This is a genomic window from Halosolutus amylolyticus (assembly GCF_023566055.1).
GTDB lineage: Archaea > Halobacteriota > Halobacteria > Halobacteriales > Natrialbaceae > Halosolutus > Halosolutus amylolyticus.
The window spans coordinates 412618-432665 of the sequence record NZ_JALIQP010000002.1 but is presented as its reverse complement, the minus strand read 5'-3'; the positions used below and the strand labels follow the sequence as shown (position 1 = coordinate 432665).

The window sequence follows — 20048 nt, the reverse complement described above, 5'->3', positions numbered from 1 at the left end:
TACAGAACGCCGCGTCCGGATCCCGAATCGTCGCCGGCCCATTACCGCTCGTCCCCGGTTCACTACCGATGGTATTCGAATCGTACGATCGCCACCGATCGCCGAAAACGAGCCACTATCTCGACTAGTCGTCCGCTGACTCTCGCTCGTCGGTGTACGGCGCACACACGCGCCGAACCCCCTCCTCGAAGTCGATCCGTGGCTCCCAGCCGGTTTCCTCGCGAATCTTCGACGAATCAGCGCAGGTATCGTGCACGTACACCGACTCGGGGATCGGGTTCTCGACGTACTCGGGGTCGACGTCGGTGCCGAGTTCCTCGTTGATCAGGTCGACGACCGTATCGAAGGCGTAGGCCTCGCCCGTCCCCAGGTTGTAGATGCCGGTGAGTTCGTGGTCGGCGGCCAGTTCGAGCCCGCGGACGATATCGGAGACGTGCGTGAAGTCCCGCGTCTGCGTGCCGTCGCCGTACAGTTTCGGCGATCGGCCGCTGGCGACGTCGTCGGCGAACTGCGCGATCACGTTGGCGTACTCCCCCTTGTGCTCCTCGGCGCCGTCGTAGCCCTGGTAGACCGAGAAGAACCGCATGCCGGCCATCGACATGTCGTAGTGGTTCGCGAAGTACTCGCCGTAGCGCTCGCGGGCGAGTTTGGAGGCCTCGTAGCCGGTGTTGACCGAGACCGGCATGTCCTCGGGCGAGGGTTCGGTGCGACTTCCGTAGATCGACGACGTCGACGCGTAGACGACGGTGTCACAGCCGTCCTGTCGGGCCTGCTCGACGACGTTGACGAACCCCTCGACGTTGACCCGCGCCCCCGTCGTCGGATCCTCCTCGTGCATCGCGTACGACGAGAGCGCCGCCAGGTGAAACACGACGTCCACGTCGGTCGGGAGGTCGTCCTCCAGGACGCTTCGCTCGGCGAAATCGACCCCCTCAGCGAGGTTCGCTGGGGTCCCGAGGTAGCAGTCGTCGATCGCGATCACGTCGTTGTCCGTCGCGAGGTGGTTCGCGAGATTCGAGCCGATGAATCCCGCACCGCCCGTGACGAGGACGCGGTGGTCTTGCATACGGAGGCCCTTTCGTCACCCGAGTAAAAAGTGTTCGAGATCGGTCCGATCGACGCGCCCGGTTTGCGGTCCGCGTCGACCGGCTGGCCGACACGTATACGGATTGCTGTACCGAGTTACCGGCGCAACCGCCGCCCGGATCGCGGTTGCGCCGGAAATGACGTACAGTAAACCGTATTACTCGCCGTCGATCTCGGCGGCCAGTTCCTCGGCGGCCCGTCGTACCGCGGCGTCGCTCTCGAGCGCCGGTTCCCAGCCGATCGCCGCGAGTTTCTCGATCGAGAGGCGCATCCGCGGGACGTCGCCGGTCCAGCCGCGATCGCCGCCCGTGTACTCGTAGTCGGGATCCAGATCGAGGACGTCGCTGACGATGTCGGCGATCCGATCGACCGAGGTGGTCGTCCGGGTGCCGAGGTTGTACGTGTACATTGCGCCCTCCGCCGCAGCGTCGCCCTCCTCGGCCGCGTCGGCGCCGGCGGTCTCGATCACGTGGCACATCGCGTCGACGCAGTCCTCGACGTGGAGGTAGGACTTCTCCTGGCGGCCGTCGCCGAGGATCGTGAGCGCGTCCGGGTTCGCCCGCAGTTTCTCGACGAAGTCGGGAATGACGGCCCCGCGGAGGCGCGGGCCGACGACGTTCGCGAAGCGGAACGTCCACGCGGTGAGGCCGTGGGAGTGCGCGTAAGTCGAGACCAGCCCCTCCTCGCCGAGTTTGCTCGCCCCGTAGACGCTGATCGGTTCGAGCGGGGCGAAGTCTTCGGGGGTCGGGCGCGGCGCTTCGCCGTAGACGGTCGAGGACGATGCGAACGCGAATCCCTCGACGCCCGCGTCGCGACACGCCTCGAGCAGGCGGTGGGTCATCGTCGTGTTCTCGGCGAACTGCCCGCGCGGATCGTCGTCGTTCGGGTCTTTCCGGGCGGCGAAGTGGAAGACGAGATCGAGGTCGGCGTCGACGACCTCGTTCACGGCGGCGGGGTCGGTCAGATCGGCCTCGAAGAGGTCCGCGTCGGCGGGAACCCACTCCGCGCGGCCGTTCGAGAGGTCGTCGACGACGACGACCTCGTTACCGTCGGCGAGGAGGCGATCGACGAGTTGCGATCCGACGAATCCCGCACCGCCGGTGACGAGAATCCGAGCGTCGGTGAGATCCATACGGGACGGTCGGCAGTCGTGGAAAAAGGTCTTTCCGATCGGTGCAGTCAGCGGACCGGCTCGAACTCACTCCGGGTCCCAGAGTTGCATCGCTGGCGTTCCACACTGGTCGCAGACGACGGCGTCGTTGTCCCGGTACCGCTCTCTGACGAGCGTTCCATCGGCACAGAACGCGCAGTCGTTCCGTTCGAGTAGCGCGAGCGCGTCAGTTCCCGAGACCGTCCGCGATCGACCGGTAGCAGAACTCATCGTTCGTAGGTTCGAACATCGGTATCAAGAACTTTCTGGCTGAGAGATACGTTCGAAACGAACGACCGGCGGCCGAACGTCTCACGGGGACCGAAGCTGGAACGACGACCACCGCTCCATCATCAGCAACCTTTTGCGGTCCGACACGGGAGTACCTGGCAATGGAGCATGACGGGGCACGCGTGGACCCGGTCGACCGAACGCAGGAGGTCCTCGGGATGACCGAGGAGACGCGCGATATCGCGCCCGAGGAGGTCTGCGTGCTCATTCCGACGCTCGACGAGGCCGCGACGATCGGCGACGTAATCGACGGCTTTCGCGAGCAGGGGTATACGAACGTGGTTGTCGTCGACGGTGGTTCGAGCGACGAGACGCAGGCGATCGCGCGCGACCGCGGTGCCGAGGTCATCGTCCAGTCCGGCGACGGGAAGGGCCAGGCCGTCCGGGAGGCGCTGGAGTACGTTACCGTCCCGTACGTGTTGATGCTCGACGGGGACGGGACCTACGACCCTGCCGACGCCGACCGGATGATCGAACCGCTCTCGCGGGGGTACGACCACGTGATCGGGAACCGGTTCGCCGACATGGACGACGACGCGATGCGCGCGCTGAACGGGTTCGGGAACCGGCTGATCAACCGATCGTTCCGGTTCATCCACGGGGCCAGCTACGAGGACATCCTCTCGGGCTACCGGGCGTTTACCGTCGACTCGTTCGATCGCCTCTCGCTCGACTCGGACGGGTTCACGATCGAGACCGAACTCGCCGTCGAGTGCGTGAAACACGGGATCGAGACGACCGTCGTGCCGGTCAGCTACAGCGCCCGGCCCGACGAATCCGAAACGAACCTCCACCCGATCAAAGACGGCGGGACGATCCTGCTGGCGCTGTACACGCTCGCCAAGACGAACAACCCGCTGTTTTACTTCGGGAGCCTCGGCGTCGCCGGCGTCCTCTCCGGCGGCGTCATCGCGGCGTACGTCCTCTGGCAGTGGATCCAGTACCAGCAGGGCCACGAGATCATGGCGCTCGTCTCCGCGGCCGCGATCTTGCTCGGCGTCCAGTTGATCATGTTCGGCGTCCTCTCGGACATGCTGGTCACGTTACACCGCGAACAGCGCCGCCGGCTCGAACAGATCGCGCGGGATTCGAGGCAGAGAGACGACGACTAACCCGTTCCCCGAACCGGCCCGAACCGTCTCCGGGCGCTCCTCGAATCGGGACGAGAACCGATCAGAACGGCAGGAGCGATCGGACCTGCTGGACGACGCCGCCGGAGTGTCGTCGCCGGTACTCCTCGAAGGGTTCGTGCAGGGCGTTCAGCAGTTCCTGGCGGGATCGAAACTCGTCGGCGTCGACCTCCGCGAGCATTTCGCCCAGGGCGACGTCGTTGCCGTGGACGTCGTAGGGGATGCGTTCGTGACCGAGTTCCGCCGCGACGTCGTCTCTCGTCGCCGGGAACGTGAGATCAGCGTCTTTGAGCCGAACGTCGACGGCGGCGATACCGAACTCGACGCTCTCGGGTTCGTCGTCGTCTCCACTCGATGGTGGCCGGACTCCCATACGTAGCGCTAGTCAGGGAGGTATAAAAACCGCTACGGAGACGATCCGTCGGTCCGACGCCCGTGGACCGCGCCGACACGCCTTTGACCTCGGCGACGGAGTATCGGGTATGACCGAATACACGACGGTGTCGATCCCGAAGGAACTCGCCGATCGGGTCGACGAGACGATCGAGGGGACGAGTTTCCAGAGCACGAGCGACCTCGTTCGGTTTCTCCTGCGCAGTATCGTCATCCAGCACCAGAAGGAGGGACAGTTGACGGAAGCCGAGTTCGAGGAGATCGCCGAACAGCTCCAGGGTCTCGGCTATCTCGACTGAGGGTCGGGCTTCGTCGTCGACCGATCGCCGGCCGCGGATCTCCGTCGCGGCGGAGCGGGATGCCCGTTACCGTCGGCCGAACGCTTTTGAGCGTCTAGCGATCCAGCATCGGGCGGAGGTCGTTTCGAGACCGACGGTATCACGGTCCCGTTTTCCACTCGACGTCGGACAGCGACTGGTCCGGCGCCGTGGCCTCCAGCATCGGGCGGAGGTCGTTTCGAGACCGACGGTATCACGGTCCCGTTTTCCACTCGACGTCGGACAGCGACTGGTCCGGCGCCGTGGCCTCGATGATCTCGAGGGGGTGACGGTCGCCGGATCGATCGAACGCGGCGAACGATCGTTTGCCGATCTCCCAGGGCGGGACGGCGACAAAGATCACTTCCGCGAGGTCGTCCCGTTTCGTCACTTCGAGTTCCCGGAGCGGGTGGGAGACGAACTGCCCCTGGGCCTGTCGGGCGGGGGTCGTGAGGTCGACGCCGAAGACGGCGTTGACGGAATTGCCGGGGTCGGGCAGGTAGAAGTCGGTGAATACCGGCGTCTCGTCGGGAATCGCGACTGCGTCCTCGCCCTCGAGTTCGCCGGCGGGCGTCACGGAGACGCCGGTCGTCACCCGATCGGGATCGGCGTCGCTGGCCAGGTCGAGCAACACGTCGACGAGGGCCCGCGTGACGTAGACCACGGTGGATAACACGGGCGGCGCGCAGTTAGGTGTATCCCCGGCCTACCGATCGGGAGTTCTCCGCGGCCGCCGATCGGCGAGGGGTATTCGTGGCCGCTACTGCGAGGGGTGTTCGTGGCCGCTACTGCGAGTGTGTACCTGCCTGGACGTTTGCGAGCGGAGGCGCGTGCGGCGACTGCGAGCGCGTCCGATCGGGAGACGGTGGAGGAGCGCTAGAACGGCAGCACGTCCCGCCCGACCTCGGCGTACAGCCTGGGGGTCCGTTTCCGGGAACCGCTGAGGGCGTCCGCGAGCGCGGCCGCCGCGTCGTCCATCACGCCGGCCCCGTGGGCGACGAGCACCCGCTCGGGACTGAGGTCGCCCAGCGCGTCCCGCGGGGGAACGAACCGCCGCATCGGATGGACGCCGAGTCGTTCGCCGCCGGCGCGGAAGTAGTCGGCCGTCCCGACGGATTCGGGAACGACGAGGGTCCCGTCGTCGGGGTTGTAGAGCGACACCTCCTGCCAGAACCGGTTGTCGACGACCGTCCGGGCCTCGAGGCCGGTATCCGCGAGCTCGCCGCCGAAGCGAACGATCGGCGCGTCGAGGTCCTCGGCGACGCCCTCGAAGAAGTCGGGCAGGTAGACGTGGACGCCGTATCGGTCGGCGATCGCGGCGGCGTCGCGTCTGTGCCGATCGAGCATGACGACGACGCCGGCGACGTCGCCGAACTCGGCGACGAGGTCGTCCAGTCCCTCGGCGTCGACGGGGTCGAGGATCCAGACCTCGCCGTCGATCTCGAGGGCGTGACTCGCCCGTTGCATCCGCTCGTCCGGATGGGCGATCCAGCCGACGCCGCCGTCGAACCGGTCGATCTCCCTGAAGTCGGTCGCGCGCTCGTCGACGCGGAAGCTCATACCACACCGTAGGACCGTCGCGTGCATAAACGCGGGAGAACCGGCCGATTTCGCTCGAATACACGTTTGCAAACCGCGTTCCGGTTTCCACAGGGTTCGTTCGTGGTCCGGACCCGCCCTTCGATCGGCGACGCTTCTTTGCTCCCGGACGGAGTACGATCGGATATGCTGGGTCGGCTGTCGTGGCTCGCACTCGAGGTCAAGTACCTCGATCGAGCACGCACGTTCTACGAGGAGCGGCTGGGACTGACCGTCCGCGAGGACCGCGACGGGGAACTCGCGCTCGGGGCCGGCGAGACCGACCTCGTGCTCCGCCGTCCCGAGGGATACCCGCGCGGGGGGCTCCACACTCACTTCGCGTTCTCGATCCCCGAGGCCGAGTACGACGACTGGTGGGATCGCCTGGGCGAGGCGTACGACCTCGAGGAAGCCAGGTTCGGGCCGGCCCGATCGCTGTACCTGTACGATCCCGACGGGAACTGCGTCGAACTCGGCCAGCAGGACGTCGCGGGGCCGGGCATCGACGGCATCTTCGAGGTCGTCCTCGAGGTGGAGGACCTCGATCGGGCCCGATCCTTCTACGAGGACCTCGGGTTCGAGACCGTCGACGAGGGCGCGGACCGCAAGCGCGTCCGGCTGCAGGGGCCGATGGCGCTCGAACTCTGGGAGCCGCACCTCGGGATCGCCGACGCTCGCGGCGGCGTCCACGTCGACCTGGGGTTCGAGACGGACGACCCGGGCGCGGCGCTCGACGCGGTGCGCGATCGGGTCAGGTCGATCGATCGGGAGGACGAGGAGTCGGTCGTGGTTCGCGATCCGGACGGGCACGTCCTGACGTTCCGGTCCGGATGACCGACTGGTCCGCCGCTCAGCGTCGCCAGATGGTGTGATTCCGCAACGAGAGCACGAGTTCGTCGTCGACCGTCGCGGTTCGGCGCGCGGTGACGACGCCGCGTTCGTCGTTGGTCTCCGAGACCCGCTTGTCCTCGATTTCGAGGGTCACGTGGAGGGTGTCGCCCGGCCGAACCGGGGCGGGGAACCAGAGCTCCTCCATCCGGCCCGCGGCGATCAGGTCCGAGTCGCCGTAGAAGTGATCGACGACGGGCGGCTGGGTGAGTCCGAAGGTGTGGATGCCGCTCGCGATCAGTCCGCCGAACGGCGACGCCGTGGCGGCCTCCGCGTCGACGTGGATCGCCAGCGGGTCGTACTCCCCGGCGAACGACGTGATCTCCGCGCGCGTGACCGCGTTCGTTCCGCAATCGATCGTCTCGCCGACGATCACGTCGTCGAACGTGCGGTGACTCATTGCGCGAAGCGAGGACACAACGGAGAATAGGGGTTACGCTCGCCGCGCGGGAGTCGCCGAGACCGAGCTAGAGCCGATCGGTGCTCACGTCGACGCCCGGCGGCGTCACGATCAGGAACCCGCGGAAGTGAACGAGGTTCCCGCCCGATTCCTTGACGTCGCGGGCGAATCCCGCGGCGAGTTCGTTGACGTCCCCGTCGACACAGAGGACGAGGACGTTCCCGTCCGCGATCGTTTCGAGCCACTCCTCGGCTGGTGTCGATCCGTCGAGGACGCCGAGGACGAGCTCGCCCTCGAGTTCGAGTTCCTCGTCGATGTGTTCCTCGACGGCCCGCAGGTCGAGGTCGAAATCGCTCATGTGGGTCCGGTCGAACCCCGACGAGAAAAACGTTCGCCTCCGATCGTTCGCCTTCGCGCGGCGCTATGCGCCGCGCACCCGCTCACTCGCGGAGACTGCGAGCATCTCTCCGGCCGTTGGGTGTTCGGGGCGATCAGTCCATGGGGAACTCCTTCTGGAACCCGCGGAACTCGGTCCGGTGGGCCTCCTCGTCGGTGAGGATCGTCACCGCCACGTCCTCCGTGACGGGGTCGTTCGCGTCGTCGGCGGCGTCGATCAGCGAGCGGTAGGTCTCGATCGCGTCCTCCTCGGCCTCGAGGACGCCCTCGATGACCGACTGAACGTCGGTGGTGTCTTCGGGGGGCTGGAGGCTGTGCTGGTTGGCCTCGAACCCCTCCGATCCCGGCGGCGACTCGTCGAGTTGCTTCAGGCGCTCGCCGAGCATCCGCGCGTGGTCGAGTTCCTCCTGGATGTCCTCCTCCAGGCTCTCCTTGACTTCCTCGGCGTGGATGCCGTCCAGCACGATCGCGTTCGAGAGGTAGTTCATCACGGTTTCGAGTTCGTCGACGTAGGCCCCCGTCAGGAGGTCCGTGATCTCGTCTGTCGTCATTGCCGGCGTGGCTACCACGCCCGGGGGTAAAGTTCTCACACTGGCCGGCGCGCGAGACGTGGCGTACACTCATTGTCGTCCCGGCCCAAGAATCGCGCATGCGCGACCTCGACGACACCGACCTCGAGATCCTCCAGTTGCTCACCGAGGACGCCCGCCGGCCCTACAGCGAGATCGCCGATCACGTCGACCTGACGCCGCCGGCGGTCTCCGATCGGATCGCCCGCCTCGAAGACCAGGGGATCATCCGGGGCTTCACCGTCGACATCGATCGGGCGAAACTCCGCCGGGACGTGGCCGTCCTGGCCGAACTGGACGCGAACCCGGGTGCCGTCGACGACGTCTACGCGGCGGCCACCGACCTCGACGGCGTCGACCACGTCTTCGAGGGGATGGACGGGCGCGTGATCGTCCACGCGACGCTGCCCGACGCCAACGTCCGATCGTGGCTCGAATCGGGACTCGACTTCGAGACGCTGTCCGGGTACGACGTCACGCTGCTGGCCCGATCGGACCGACTCACCGGCGTCTCGGCCACCGATTTCTCGCTCGAGTGCGTCGTCTGTGGCCAGCAAGTGACCGACGGCGGCGTGACGGCGACCGTCGACGGCGAGATCAAGACGTTCTGCTGTCCCTCCTGCGAAGACCGGTACCTGACGGAGTACGAGTCCCACCGGGAGGCCCTGGAGTAGCCGGTCGATCGCGCCGGGCCAGTGCCGGGGAGGGACCGATCCAGCGTCGAATCGATGTCGGGGAGGGTCCGATCCGGCGTCGAACCGGACGACTATCGAACGGACTCGATCGTCGCCGGTATCACCTCCACCACGAGGAGTTCTATTTGAACGGATGGTCACTGATGGGCGCGATATCGGATCTGTTTCGAACACCGGGCGTATCAGCCCCGGTCTGGATGCCCGAACGTCCACTCAGGGAGCGCGCGCGAGCGATCGATCGTTTCGTCCACGCCGATCGCGGCCGATAGTATCGCGATCGACTCGGTCCCGGGTGCGTTCTCGCTCCTGCCTCTAGTATCGTAATAGGGTATTGGGCCCCATATTAGGGCGTTGATGTCTTGCGATTTTTGATCCCGATCTCTCTTGCATGTCACGAGTTCGCACGTACCAGCGGTCCGATCAGCGGTAGTTTTATATACCTCATCGAACGTCGGGTCCTGATACAATGTCTTCACACGACAACCCGTCCTCTGACACCAGTCAGGGGGGTCGAGTTCTTCCAGGGCACGTTAGATTCCACTGACGAAATTGAGTCAGCACGTGTCTTCGATACCACCCTCCGGGATGGTGAACAGTCGCCCGGAACTTCGTTCTCGTACGACGACAAACGGCAGATCGCCTCGATCCTGGACGACATGGGAACCCACGTCATCGAGGCCGGGTTCCCCGTCAACTCCGACGCGGAGTTCGAGGCCGTTCGTGACATCGCTTCCTCGACGTCGACGACCACCTGCGGGTTGGCCCGCGTCGTCGACAAAGATATCGACGCGGCGCTCGATTCCGGCGTCGAAATGGTACACACGTTCGTGTCCACCAGCGACGTCCAGATCGAGGACTCGATGCACGCTACGCGAGACGAGGTCGTACAGCGCGCAGTCGAATCGGTCGAACGCGTCGTCGAGACGGGAACGACCTGTATGTTCTCGCCGATGGACGCGACGCGAACCGACGAGGGGTTCCTGATCGACGTCATCGAGGCGGTCTCCGAGGCGGGCGTCGACTGGATCAACATTCCCGATACGTGTGGCGTCGCCACCCCGACGCGGTTCAAGGCCATGATCGAGAAGGTCCGGGCCCACACCGACGCACGGATCGACGTCCACACCCACGACGACTTCGGACTGGCCACCGCGAACGCGCTGGCCGGCATCGAAGCGGGGGCCGACCAGGCGCAGGTCTCGGTCAACTCGATCGGCGAGCGGGCCGGCAACGCCGCCTACGAGGAGTTCGTGATGGCCGTCGAGTCGCTCTACCAGACCGAGACAGGGATCGACACGACGCGCATCGCCGAACTCTCGAACGTCGTCGAGGAGAAAAGCGGCATGGAGACGCCGGGCAACAAGCCCGTCGTCGGTGCCAACGCCTTCTCCCACGAGAGCGGAATCCACGCCGCCGGCGTCATCGAGAACTCCGATACCTTCGAGCCCGGCGTGATGACCCCCGAGATGGTCGGCGCCGAGCGCCGACTGGTCATGGGGAAACACACCGGCACCCACTCGGTCCGGGAACGCCTGCACGAACTGGGTTTTTCGCCCACCGACGAGCAGGTACGCGCGGTCACCCGCCGGGTCAAGGACTACGGTGCGGAGAAGCGCCAGATCACGGTCGACGATCTGGAACGCTTCGCCGAGGAAGCCGACGTCGAACGGCAGGGGGACCAGGAGGAGGTGCGCGTCTAACCGATGCCCGCCCCGTTTGCTACCGGTCGCGAGCACCGGCTATCGGACGCGATCGGATCGCGAGCGAGACTGACTCGCAACAGTTATGACCATCGAGTCACGTACGTGGAGGATAATGAGGTTCCGCGCGTCAACGTCGGCTCGCACGGTCGACAGCAGCGCGCTCGCTCTTATTCGTATTGTAGGGGCGTAACCGCCCCTCATCACACTCGCCACCGATCCGTACTCGCACCGATTCCACAGCGACCAGCAATCCACCAGATGACACCATACCCAACACCCGGATCCACGACTCGCCGCCCACCGGCGGGAGATACTCGATGAGCGAACGCGCAGCATCGATCACGCCGACCGAGGAACAGGACGACGAACAGCGCGCCGACGCCGAAATCACGGACGGCGCGACGCCGGAGACGGACGACGTCACCGAGTCGGAGACGACGACCGACCCCGTCACCAGCGGGGCCGAGGCCGTCGTCCGCGCGCTCGAGAACGCGGGCGTCGAGTATGCCTTCGGCGTCCAGGGCGGGGCGATCATGCCCGTTTACGACGCGCTCTACGACTCCGACATCACTCACGTGACGATGGCCCACGAGCAGGGCGCGGCCCACGCGGCCGACGCCTACGGCATCGTCTCCGGCGAGCCGGGCATCTGTCTCGCCACGTCGGGCCCGGGCGCGACCAACCTCGTCACGGGCATCGCGGACGCCGACATGGACTCGGACCCGATGGTCGCCCTGACGGGCCAGGTCCCGACGGAGTTCGTCGGCAACGACGCCTTCCAGGAGACGGACACCACCGGCGTCACGACCCCGATCACGAAGGACAACACCTTCGCGGCCGACCCCGATCGGGTCGGGAGCGACGTCAGCGAGGCGTTCGCCCTCGCAAGCGAGGGCCGACCGGGACCGACCCTGGTCGACCTGCCGAAAGACGTCACCAAGTCCGAGACCGATCGCGAACCGGACGCGCCGACGACGCCCGATACCTACGAGGTCCAGGAACGGGCCGACGAGGATCTCGTCGACGCCGCGGCCGAGCGGATCGAGAACTCGAGCCGACCGGTCATGCTGCTCGGCGGCGGCGTCATCAAGGGCGAGGCCAGCGAGGCCTGTCGCGAGTTCGCCATGGAACACGAGATCCCGGTCATCACCACGATGCCCGGCCTCGGGGCGTTCCCCGAGGATCACGAACTCTCCCTCGAGATGGCGGGGATGCACGGCACGGGCTACGCCAACATGGCGATCACCCACTGTGACACCCTGATCGGGATCGGCACCCGGTTCGACGACCGACTGACGGGTGGGATCGAGACCTTCGCGCCCGACGCGGAACTGATCCACGTCGACATCGACCCGGCGGAGATCTCGAAGAACATCCACGCGGACTATCCGCTGGTCGGCGACGCCGAAACCGTCGTCGAGCAGCTGGCGGCGGCCGTCGACGCCTCACCGGAGGCGAAGAAGTGGCGCGCCCAGTGCCAGCAGTGGAAGTCCGACTACTCGATGGCCTACGACGCGCCGGAAGACGAACCCGTCCAGCCGGAGTTCGTCGTCGAGGCCCTGGACGAGGCCACGAGCGACAGCGCGATCGTCACCACCGGCGTCGGGCAACACCAGATGTGGGCCTGCCAGTACTGGACCTTCACCGAGCCCCAGACGTGGGTCTCGAGCCACGGACTCGGGACGATGGGGTACGGACTGCCCGCGGCGATCGGGGCGCGCCTCGCGGCCGACGACGACCAGGAGGTCGTCTGCGTCGACGGCGACGGCTCCTTCCTGATGACGTTGCAGGGCCTGTCCGTGGCCGTTCGCGAGAACTTAGACATCACGGTCGCCGTGCTCAACAACGAGTACATCGGCATGGTCCGGCAGTGGCAGGACGCCTTCTTCGAGGGCCGCCACGCCGCGTCGGAGTACAACTGGATGCCCGAGTTCGACAAGCTCGCCGAAGCCTTCGGCGCGTGCGGGTTCCGAATCGACGACTACGACGACGTCGCCGAGACGATCGAGGCGGCGATCGCCTACGACGGGCCGTCGGTGATCGACGTCCACATCGACCCGCAGGCGAACGTCTACCCGATGGTTCCGAGCGGCGGCGACAACGGTCAGTTCGCACTGACGGAGGACCAGCTATGAAGCGCGGACTCGACGGCCCGGCCCCGGAGGAGCGACCGACGCCCGCGGGTCGGCGCAACAAGCAGGGGATCCGCATCGACCCCGAGGTCGAGGCGACCCACGAGCCGCGACGGACCGTGATCTCGGCGCTCGTCGAACACGAACCCGGCGTGCTTTCGGACGTCTCGGGGCTGTTCTCGAGGCGGCAGTTCAACATCGAGAGCCTCACCGTCGGACCGACCGACGACGACGATCGGGCCCGAATCACGCTGGTGGTCGAAGAACCCGACCCCGGCATCGAACAGGTCAAGAAGCAACTGCGCAAACTGGTGCCGGTCATCTCCGTGCGCGAGCTCGCGCCCGACGCGATGCGCCGGGAACTGGCGCTCGTGAAGGTCGACGCCGCCGATCCGGCCCAGGTCAACGCCGTCGCGGACATGTACGACGCCAAGACCGTCGACTCGAGTCCCGAGACGGCGACCTTCGAGATCACCGGGGCCCGCCAGAAGATCGAGGCGGCGATCGAGACCTTCAGCCAGTTCGGGATCCGCGAAATCTCTCGGACCGGGACGACGGCGCTCGCCCGCGGCACCGACGATACCGCAGCACCCATGAGCGCGACCGAATCGGCCGCCGAGACGGCGAACCAGCAGGACCAATCATACACAGCAGACGATGACTGACGAATTCACTACCGACATTTACTACGACGACGACGCAGACGTATCGACGCTCGACGACGACACCGTGGCCGTGCTCGGCTACGGCAGCCAGGGCCACGCCCACGCGCTGAACCTCCACGAAAGCGGGGTCGACGTGGTCGTCGGTCTGCGCGAACGTTCCTCGTCACGATCGGCAGCCGAAGCCGACGGCCTGACGGTCGAGACGCCGGCGGAGGCGGTCGCGCAGGCGAACTACGTCTCCATCCTCGTGCCCGACGAGGTCCAGGCGGACGTCTACGAGAACGCGATCGAGCCGAACCTCGAGGCCGGCGACACGCTACAGTTCGCCCACGGGCTGAACATCCACTACAACCAGATCCAGCCGCCGGAGGACGTCGACGTGACGATGGTCGCCCCGAAGAGTCCGGGCCACCTCGTCCGTCGCAACTACGAGAACGACGAGGGGACCCCCGGTCTGCTGGCGATCTACCAGGACACGACGGGTGACGCACACGAGCGTGGCCTCGCGTACGCGAAGGCGATCGGGTGCACCCGCGCGGGCGTCATCGAAACGACGTTCCAGGAGGAGGTCGAGTCCGACCTCTTCGGCGAGCAGGCCGTCCTCTGTGGCGGCGTCACGGCGCTGGTCAAGCACGGCTACGAGACGCTGGTCGACGCGGGCTACTCGCCCGAGATTGCCTACTTCGAGTGCCTGAACGAGCTCAAACTCATCGTCGATCTGATGTACGAGGGTGGGAACATGGAGATGTGGAACTCCGTCTCCGACACCGCCGAGTACGGCGGGCTCACCCGCGGCGATCGGATCGTCGACGAGACGGTACGCGAGAACATGGAGGAGGTCCTCGAGGAGGTCCAGAACGGCGAGTTCGCCCGCGAGTGGATCCTCGAGAACCAGGCCGGCCGCCCGAGCTACACCCAGCTTCGCCAGGCCGAGCAGAACCACGATATCGAGGACGTCGGCGGGCGACTGCGCGACCTGTTCGCGTGGGCCGACGAGGACGCGACCGAATCCGCCGAGGAAGTTCCGGCAGACGACTGACCCCGCGACCGCAGACCCAACCAATGAGCGAACACGAGCACGACACCACGGACACGATGGGCGAGGTCAGCCACACTAACCCCTACACCGGGGAGACGGCTGGCCGCCTGTTCAGCCGCGGACCGACCGTCGTCGCGGCCGACGGCGGGCAACCGGCTGCGACGGATCCCGACGGGAGCACAGCTAGCGAACCGACCGAGACGGCGACTGACCGGATGGCGGACGTCGATCACACGCCGCCGAAGGACGCCGACGACGCCAATCGCGTCTTCGAACGCGGCCGCGAACACGTAGAGGACGCAGAATGAGCGAGGGAACGCTGTACGACAAGGTGTGGGATCGGCACAAGGTGACGACCCTGCCGACCGGCCAGGACCAGCTGTTCGTCGGCCTCCACCTCATCCACGAGGTGACCAGTCCGCAGGCATTCGGGATGCTCCGCGAGCGCGACCTCGAGGTCGCCTTCCCCGAACTCACCCACGCGACGGTCGACCACATCGTCCCGACGGCCGACCAGTCCCGCCCCTACGAGGAGGACGCCGCCGAGGAGATGATGAGCGAACTCGAGGAGAACGTCCGCGAGGCCGGCATCGACTTCTCGGATCCGACGACCGGCGACCAGGGGATCGTCCACGTCATCGGCCCGGAGCAGGGGCTCACGCAACCGGGGAAGACGATCGTCTGTGGCGACAGCCACACCTCGACCCACGGCGCGTTCGGCGCGCTCGCGTTCGGGATCGGCACCTCCCAGATCCGCGACGTGCTCGCGACGGGCACCGTCGCGATGGAGAAACAGAAAGTCCGCAAGATCCAGATCGACGGCGAACTCGGCGAGGGCGTCGAGGCCAAGGACGTCATCCTCGAGATCATCCGCCGACTCGGAACGGAGGGCGGCGTCGGCTACGTCTACGAGTACGCCGGGGAGGCGATCGAGAACCTCGGCATGGAGGGTCGGATGTCGATCTGCAACATGTCGATCGAGGGCGGCGCCCGCGCGGGCTACGTCAACCCCGACGAGACCACCTACGAGTGGCTGAAAGAGACCGACTACTTCCAGGAGAATCCCGAACGGTTCGACGAGTTGGTGCCCTATTGGGAGTCGATCCGCTCGGACGAGGATGCGGAGTACGACGACGTCGTCCACATCGACGCGGACGAACTCGAACCGGTCGTCACCTGGGGCACCACGCCCGGGCAGGGGATCGGCATCACCGAACCGATCCCGGCACCCGAGGACCTGCCCGCGGAGAAGCAGGACACCGCCAGACGCGCCCAGGAGCACATGCGCGTCGAACCCGGCGAGACGATGGAAGGGTACGACATCGACGTGGCGTTCCTCGGATCCTGCACGAACGCCCGCCTGCCCGACCTGCGACGTGCGGCGGCGATCGTCGAGGGCCGCCAGGTCCACGACGACGTCCGCGCGATGGTCGTCCCCGGCAGCCAACGAGTACAGGAGGCAGCCGAGGAGGAGGGCCTGAAAGCGATCTTCGAGGAGGCCGGATTCGACTGGCGCAACGCCGGCTGTTCGATGTGTCTGGGCATGAACGACGACCAGCTAGAGGGCGACGAGGCCTCCGCCTCGTCGTCGAACCGGAACTTCGTCGGTCGCCAGGGTTCGAAGGAGGGGCGGACCGTCCTGATGAACCCGCAGATGGTCGCGGCCGCGGCCGTCACCGGCGAAGTCACGGACGTGCGCGACCTGGCCGAGTCGGAGGTGACCGCCGATGTCTGAGGAACTCGAGATCCCGTCGGTCGACGCGGTGTCGGGGACGGGCGTTCCCATCCGGGGCAACGACATCGACACCGACCAGATCATCCCCGCGCGGTTCATGAAGGTCGTCACCTTCGACGGCCTCGGGGAGTTCGCGTTCTTCGACCAGCGGTTCGACGAGAACGACGATCAGAAGGACCACCCGATGAACGAGGAGCGCTTCCAGGACTCCTCGGTGATGGTGGTCAACAGCAACTTCGGCTGTGGCTCCTCGCGCGAGCACGCCCCGCAGGCGCTGATGCGCTGGGGGATCGACGCGATCATCGGCGAGAGCTTCGCCGAGATCTTCGCGGGTAACTGCCTCGCGCTCGGCATCCCGACCGTCACCGCCGACAGCGAGACGATCGAAGAACTGCAGGACTGGGTCGACGCGAACCCCGACGGCGAGATCGAGATCGACGTCGCGGCCGAAGAAGTGACGTACGGGGGCGAGACGATCGACGTCACCGTCGACGACGCCCAGCGCAAGGCGCTCGTCGAGGGCGTCTGGGACACGACGGCGCTGATGAAGTCCAACGCGGGCGAAGTTGCGAAGTTGGCACAGGACCTGCCGTACGTCGAGGACCGCGCGACCCCCGACGCGGAGTAACGGGACTCGCCGCGGAGACGCGTTTTTCGATCGGTCGTACGGTCTGCCGTCCCGCGTTTCAGGTGTAATCGCGATCGGTCTGTGGTTCACCGAAACTGACCCACGGGAGGCCGTATCAGGAGAGCTGTGCAGTGACGTCCGTCGAGGAGACCATCCCGACGTACTCGTCGTCCTCGTCGACGACCGGCAGGTGTTTGATCCCGAAGGAGGTCATCATCGCGGCGATCTCCTCGAGGTAGATGTCCTGCGGGACGGTCTCGACTGACTCCGTCATCACGTCGGTCACGGGCACCTCGCCGGGGTCGCGACCGTCGGCGGCGACCGAAACCACGTCCGTGCTGGTGACGATCGAGGGCGGGTGGGTCGTCACGACCAGTGCGCTGATTTCCTCGTCGCGCATCCGTCTCGCGGCGTCCTGAACCGTCGCGTCCTTCGATATCGTCTCGAGCGGCGTGGACATCACTTCGTCGACTCGGGTTCGGTCATTCGAACTCATACAACGTGCTACGGAGGTCGACTATTTTGAGGTATGGAATGCCCGGTCCGCTGATAGTCACGAACTTCGATGGGAAATTCATCGGGGGACCGACAGTCCGTCGATCGCGATCCCGTGGCGCGATCGATGACGGTATCGATACGCTCTTTGCAGCGCCGCATCGAGGTAGGGTATGACTCACGAAATCGCCGTCGTTCCGGGCGATGGGATCGGACAGGAAGTGACACCCGCCGCGGTCGAGGTCCTCGAGTCGCTCGACATCGACTTCGAGTTCGTCGAGGCCGAGGCCGGCGACGCGGTGAAAGAAGCGACGGGCGAGGCGCTACCGCAGGAGACCTACGACCTCGCGGCGTCGGCCGACGCGACGCTGTTCGGCGCGGCCGGCGAGACGGCCGCGGACGTGATCCTGCCGCTCCGCGAGGCGGTCGACTCGTTCGTCAACGTCCGGCCGGCGAAGGCGTACCCGGGCATCGACGCCGTCCGTCCCGAGACGGATCTGGTCTTCCTCCGGGAGAACACCGAGGGCGTCTACGCGGGGATCGAGGACCGACTCACCGAGGACGTCGCGACGCTGACCCGGGTCACGACGCAGTCCGCGTCCCGGCGTCTCGCCGAGTTCGCCTGCGACTACGTCGAAGACAGTGAGCACGACGGGTTCACGATCGCCCACAAGGCGAACGTGATGCGCGAGACGGACGGCCTCTTCCGCGACACCGTCGCCGAGGTGGCCGAGGAGCGCGGCGTCGAGACCGACGAGGTGCTGATGGACGCCTTCGCGACCCACGTCTGTCTCGACCCGGCGCAGTTCGACGTCGTCGTCTGCCCGAACCTCGCGGGCGACGTGCTCTCGGACCTCGCCGCCGGCCTCGTCGGCGGACTCGGCCTGTTGCCCAGCGCCAACGTCGGCCCCGATCGGGCCCTGTTCGAACCCGTCCACGGCACCGCTCCGGACATCGCCGGCGACGAGGTCGCGAACCCGGCCGCGAAGATCATCTCCGCCGCGATGATGCTCGACTACCTCGGTCACGAGGAGGAGAGCGAGGCCGTTCAGGCGGCGGTCGAGACCACGCTCGCAGAGGGGCCGCGGACGCCCGACCTCGGCGGTGACGCCTCGACCAGCGACGTGACGAACGCGATCATCGATCGGTTGTAACGCGGCCTGTTCGAATTTGACTGCCCGTGATCGTTTCTGTTGACCGCGCGTCGCGATCGGGACGCGTTCCCGACTGAACCGTTCGGTGGATCGGTTCGCGTCGCCGTTTCTCGTTCGACCCGCTAATCGCCCTAGAACCAGCGGTCGTTCCCGGATTTCGACCCTTCTGCAGGCTCGCCCGATCGTAGTTCGTCGATCGAACAGCCATATACGCGCAGGAGGTTTTTGATTTTATGTGTGCTTGATCGTAAATGATTGAAATTGCGCAAGTTTTATTACTACCTCTTTGAATGTGTGATGGTATGCCATCCAAACGGCACTCACGGCGGACGGTCATGAAGACGACAGGTGCGCTGAGCGCCACCAGTATCGTGGGCCTCACGGGTTGTCTGGGGGACGATTCGGAGACGGACGACGGCGAAATGGCCGACGAGATCACGTTCTACAACGCGGGGAGCCTCGAGTTCGACCAGGGGACCGAAGCCAACATCGAGCGGTTCGAGGAGGAAACCGGCATCACCGTCAACGTCAACGAGGTGCCCTGGGCGAACCTGAAAACCAGCCTGACGACGATTTTCAACAGCCAGAGCCCGAAGGTCGACGCGTTCAACGGGCCGACCTGGTGGCTCGCCGATTTCGTCAACGCCGGCTGGCTCGAACCGATCGACCTCTCGGACGAACACATGGACAAGTTCCCGGACAGTCTCGTCGACCTCGTCACCTTCGACGGCGACCCGTACATGGCGCCCGAGTTCGGGAAGTGGGGCTCGTTCCTCTACGACACGGAGGTCGTGGAGACCGCGCCGGACACCTGGGACGAGGTGCTGGAAATGGGGGGCGACCTGAGCGACGGCAGTCGTGCCGGGTTCGGGCTCACGTGGGCCGACAAGTCCGTGTTCACGTTCAAACAGCTGATCTACCAGGCTGGCGGGTCGCTGTTCAACGACGACAACGAACCGGTGTTCGCGGGCGACGAGGGCCAGCAGGCGATGGAGTTCGTCATAGACCTCCGTGACGAGGGAATCCTCCCCGACGGCATCTCGAGCATGGGCGAAGGACCCGTCGGCGATGCGTTCATCGCTGGCGAGTTCGCGACCGTCGAATCGTGGACGCCGCTGGGTTCGCGAGCGATCGAGGAGTGGGGCGAGGAGCGTGTCGGGAGCGCGAAGCCCCCGGAGGGGCCGGGTGGCCGCGCCACCTTCCAGGACACCAACGGGATCAGTATCTCGGCGTTCTCGGAGAACAAGGCCGCGGCCCGGAAGTTTGCCGAGTTCATGACGACCCGGGAGTCCTGTAAGAACAACATGCTCGTCGAGGGCAACCCCTGCGTCGTCCCCGACGTCTACGATGACGACGAGATCCAGGACGAGTACCCGTCCTGGCTCCTCGAGGACATGAAGTACAACCTCGAGCACGCGAAGAGCGAGACCTACATCCAGCAGCCGCAGGTCGACGACTACATCGACGAGCAGATCACGCCGGCCCTGCTCGGCGAGAAAGACCCGCAGACGGCGCTGGAGGACGCCCAGTCGAACGTCACCCGTCTCTACCAGGACATCGGCCTCCTGTAAGGCACAGTCGACGACTATCCCCGCCAGAGTAAC

At 66.1% G+C, this 20048-nt stretch carries 23 protein-coding genes; 13 read left to right on the top strand and 10 right to left on the bottom strand.

Annotated features, from left to right (window positions below; translation table 11 throughout):
- Positions 1 to 124 precede the first annotated feature (124 nt).
- The 3 genes from MUN73_RS08550 to MUN73_RS08540 all read right to left on the bottom strand — a co-directional run bounded on the left by MUN73_RS08550 (position 125) and on the right by MUN73_RS08540 (position 2467).
- Entirely contained in the window at positions 125 to 1066 is a 942-nt protein-coding gene (locus MUN73_RS08550; RefSeq protein ID WP_250140041.1) for an NAD-dependent epimerase/dehydratase family protein, read from the bottom strand.
- A gap of 177 nt (positions 1067 to 1243) precedes the next feature.
- Positions 1244 to 2218, bottom strand: a complete 975-nt coding sequence (locus MUN73_RS08545) for an NAD-dependent epimerase/dehydratase family protein (RefSeq protein WP_250140040.1) — start codon at positions 2216 to 2218, stop codon at positions 1244 to 1246.
- Between the two features lie 66 nt (positions 2219 to 2284).
- Positions 2285 to 2467: an HVO_A0556 family zinc finger protein gene (locus MUN73_RS08540; RefSeq protein WP_250140039.1), complete on the bottom strand. Its 183-nt coding sequence runs from the start codon at positions 2465 to 2467 to the stop codon at positions 2285 to 2287.
- A gap of 161 nt (positions 2468 to 2628) precedes the next feature.
- Here MUN73_RS08540 and aglJ point away from each other — a divergent pair, with 161 nt between their 5' ends.
- The gene (gene aglJ, locus MUN73_RS08535) at positions 2629 to 3639 is read left to right on the top strand and encodes an S-layer glycoprotein N-glycosyltransferase AglJ (protein WP_250140038.1); all 1011 of its coding nucleotides are present in this window, start codon (positions 2629 to 2631) and stop codon (positions 3637 to 3639) included.
- A gap of 61 nt (positions 3640 to 3700) precedes the next feature.
- On the opposite strand, the gene MUN73_RS08530 is transcribed toward aglJ, so the two are convergent.
- Positions 3701 to 4030: a DUF5789 family protein gene (locus tag MUN73_RS08530; protein ID WP_250140037.1), complete on the bottom strand. Its 330-nt coding sequence runs from the start codon at positions 4028 to 4030 to the stop codon at positions 3701 to 3703.
- 109 nt (positions 4031 to 4139) lie between these two features.
- On the opposite strand from MUN73_RS08530, the gene MUN73_RS08525 reads away from it, so the two are divergent.
- Entirely contained in the window at positions 4140 to 4349 is a 210-nt protein-coding gene (locus MUN73_RS08525; RefSeq protein ID WP_250140036.1) for a ribbon-helix-helix domain-containing protein, read from the top strand.
- Positions 4350 to 4581: 232 nt separating this feature from the next.
- Here the strand turns inward: MUN73_RS08525 and MUN73_RS08520 are convergent, their stop codons facing one another.
- Positions 4582 to 5031 carry a JAB/MPN domain protein-containing protein gene (locus MUN73_RS08520; protein WP_250140035.1) on the bottom strand — a complete coding sequence of 150 codons (450 nt, stop codon included), beginning with the start codon at positions 5029 to 5031 and terminating at the stop codon, positions 4582 to 4584.
- 212 nt (positions 5032 to 5243) lie between these two features.
- Positions 5244 to 5927, bottom strand: a complete 684-nt coding sequence (locus tag MUN73_RS08515) for a hypothetical protein (RefSeq protein ID WP_250140034.1) — start codon at positions 5925 to 5927, stop codon at positions 5244 to 5246.
- Positions 5928 to 6092: 165 nt separating this feature from the next.
- Between MUN73_RS08515 and MUN73_RS08510 the strand changes: the two genes are divergently transcribed.
- Positions 6093 to 6779 (top strand): VOC family protein, encoded by a 687-nt coding sequence (locus MUN73_RS08510; protein WP_250140033.1) that lies wholly within the window; start codon positions 6093 to 6095, stop codon positions 6777 to 6779.
- 16 nt (positions 6780 to 6795) lie between these two features.
- On the opposite strand, the gene MUN73_RS08505 is transcribed toward MUN73_RS08510, so the two are convergent.
- The 3 genes from MUN73_RS08505 to MUN73_RS08495 form a co-directional block, all read right to left on the bottom strand.
- Complete coding sequence (locus tag MUN73_RS08505; protein ID WP_250140032.1) at positions 6796 to 7233, bottom strand: MaoC/PaaZ C-terminal domain-containing protein; 438 nt, start codon at positions 7231 to 7233, stop codon at positions 6796 to 6798.
- A 67-nt stretch (positions 7234 to 7300) separates the two neighbouring features.
- A complete protein-coding gene (locus MUN73_RS08500) occupies positions 7301 to 7591 on the bottom strand; it encodes a DUF5779 family protein (RefSeq protein WP_250140031.1) in 291 nt (96 codons plus the stop codon).
- Between the two features lie 133 nt (positions 7592 to 7724).
- Positions 7725 to 8180 (bottom strand): ferritin-like domain-containing protein, encoded by a 456-nt coding sequence (locus MUN73_RS08495; RefSeq protein WP_250140030.1) that lies wholly within the window; start codon positions 8178 to 8180, stop codon positions 7725 to 7727.
- Positions 8181 to 8278: 98 nt separating this feature from the next.
- On the opposite strand from MUN73_RS08495, the gene MUN73_RS08490 reads away from it, so the two are divergent.
- The 8 genes from MUN73_RS08490 to leuD all read left to right on the top strand — a co-directional run bounded on the left by MUN73_RS08490 (position 8279) and on the right by leuD (position 16795).
- Positions 8279 to 8872 (top strand): winged helix-turn-helix transcriptional regulator, encoded by a 594-nt coding sequence (locus tag MUN73_RS08490; protein WP_250140029.1) that lies wholly within the window; start codon positions 8279 to 8281, stop codon positions 8870 to 8872.
- A gap of 464 nt (positions 8873 to 9336) precedes the next feature.
- On the top strand, positions 9337 to 10593 hold the full coding sequence (locus MUN73_RS08485) for a LeuA family protein (protein ID WP_425492725.1): 1257 nt from the start codon (positions 9337 to 9339) through the stop codon (positions 10591 to 10593).
- Positions 10594 to 10913: 320 nt separating this feature from the next.
- Entirely contained in the window at positions 10914 to 12731 is a 1818-nt protein-coding gene (ilvB, locus tag MUN73_RS08480) for a biosynthetic-type acetolactate synthase large subunit (RefSeq protein ID WP_250140028.1), read from the top strand.
- Entirely contained in the window at positions 12728 to 13393 is a 666-nt protein-coding gene (gene ilvN, locus MUN73_RS08475) for an acetolactate synthase small subunit (protein WP_250140027.1), read from the top strand. The genes ilvB and ilvN overlap by 4 nt, the downstream gene beginning before the upstream one ends.
- Complete coding sequence (gene ilvC, locus MUN73_RS08470) at positions 13386 to 14432, top strand: ketol-acid reductoisomerase (protein ID WP_250140026.1); 1047 nt, start codon at positions 13386 to 13388, stop codon at positions 14430 to 14432. The genes ilvN and ilvC overlap by 8 nt, the downstream gene beginning before the upstream one ends.
- Before the next feature lie 23 nt (positions 14433 to 14455).
- Positions 14456 to 14740 carry a DUF7989 family protein gene (locus MUN73_RS08465; RefSeq protein WP_250140025.1) on the top strand — a complete coding sequence of 95 codons (285 nt, stop codon included), beginning with the start codon at positions 14456 to 14458 and terminating at the stop codon, positions 14738 to 14740.
- Positions 14737 to 16167 carry a 3-isopropylmalate dehydratase large subunit gene (gene leuC, locus MUN73_RS08460; RefSeq protein ID WP_250140024.1) on the top strand — a complete coding sequence of 477 codons (1431 nt, stop codon included), beginning with the start codon at positions 14737 to 14739 and terminating at the stop codon, positions 16165 to 16167. Before MUN73_RS08465 ends, leuC begins: the two co-directional genes overlap by 4 nt.
- The gene (leuD, locus tag MUN73_RS08455) at positions 16160 to 16795 is read left to right on the top strand and encodes a 3-isopropylmalate dehydratase small subunit (RefSeq protein WP_250140023.1); all 636 of its coding nucleotides are present in this window, start codon (positions 16160 to 16162) and stop codon (positions 16793 to 16795) included. The genes leuC and leuD overlap by 8 nt, the downstream gene beginning before the upstream one ends.
- Before the next feature lie 115 nt (positions 16796 to 16910).
- On the opposite strand, the gene MUN73_RS08450 is transcribed toward leuD, so the two are convergent.
- Positions 16911 to 17291 carry a CBS domain-containing protein gene (locus MUN73_RS08450; protein WP_250140022.1) on the bottom strand — a complete coding sequence of 127 codons (381 nt, stop codon included), beginning with the start codon at positions 17289 to 17291 and terminating at the stop codon, positions 16911 to 16913.
- Between the two features lie 172 nt (positions 17292 to 17463).
- Here MUN73_RS08450 and MUN73_RS08445 point away from each other — a divergent pair, with 172 nt between their 5' ends.
- Both MUN73_RS08445 and MUN73_RS08440 read left to right on the top strand, forming a co-directional pair.
- Positions 17464 to 18444 (top strand): isocitrate/isopropylmalate dehydrogenase family protein, encoded by a 981-nt coding sequence (locus tag MUN73_RS08445; protein WP_250140021.1) that lies wholly within the window; start codon positions 17464 to 17466, stop codon positions 18442 to 18444.
- A gap of 302 nt (positions 18445 to 18746) precedes the next feature.
- Complete coding sequence (locus tag MUN73_RS08440) at positions 18747 to 20015, top strand: sugar ABC transporter substrate-binding protein (RefSeq protein ID WP_250140020.1); 1269 nt, start codon at positions 18747 to 18749, stop codon at positions 20013 to 20015.
- Positions 20016 to 20048: the final 33 nt, after the last annotated feature.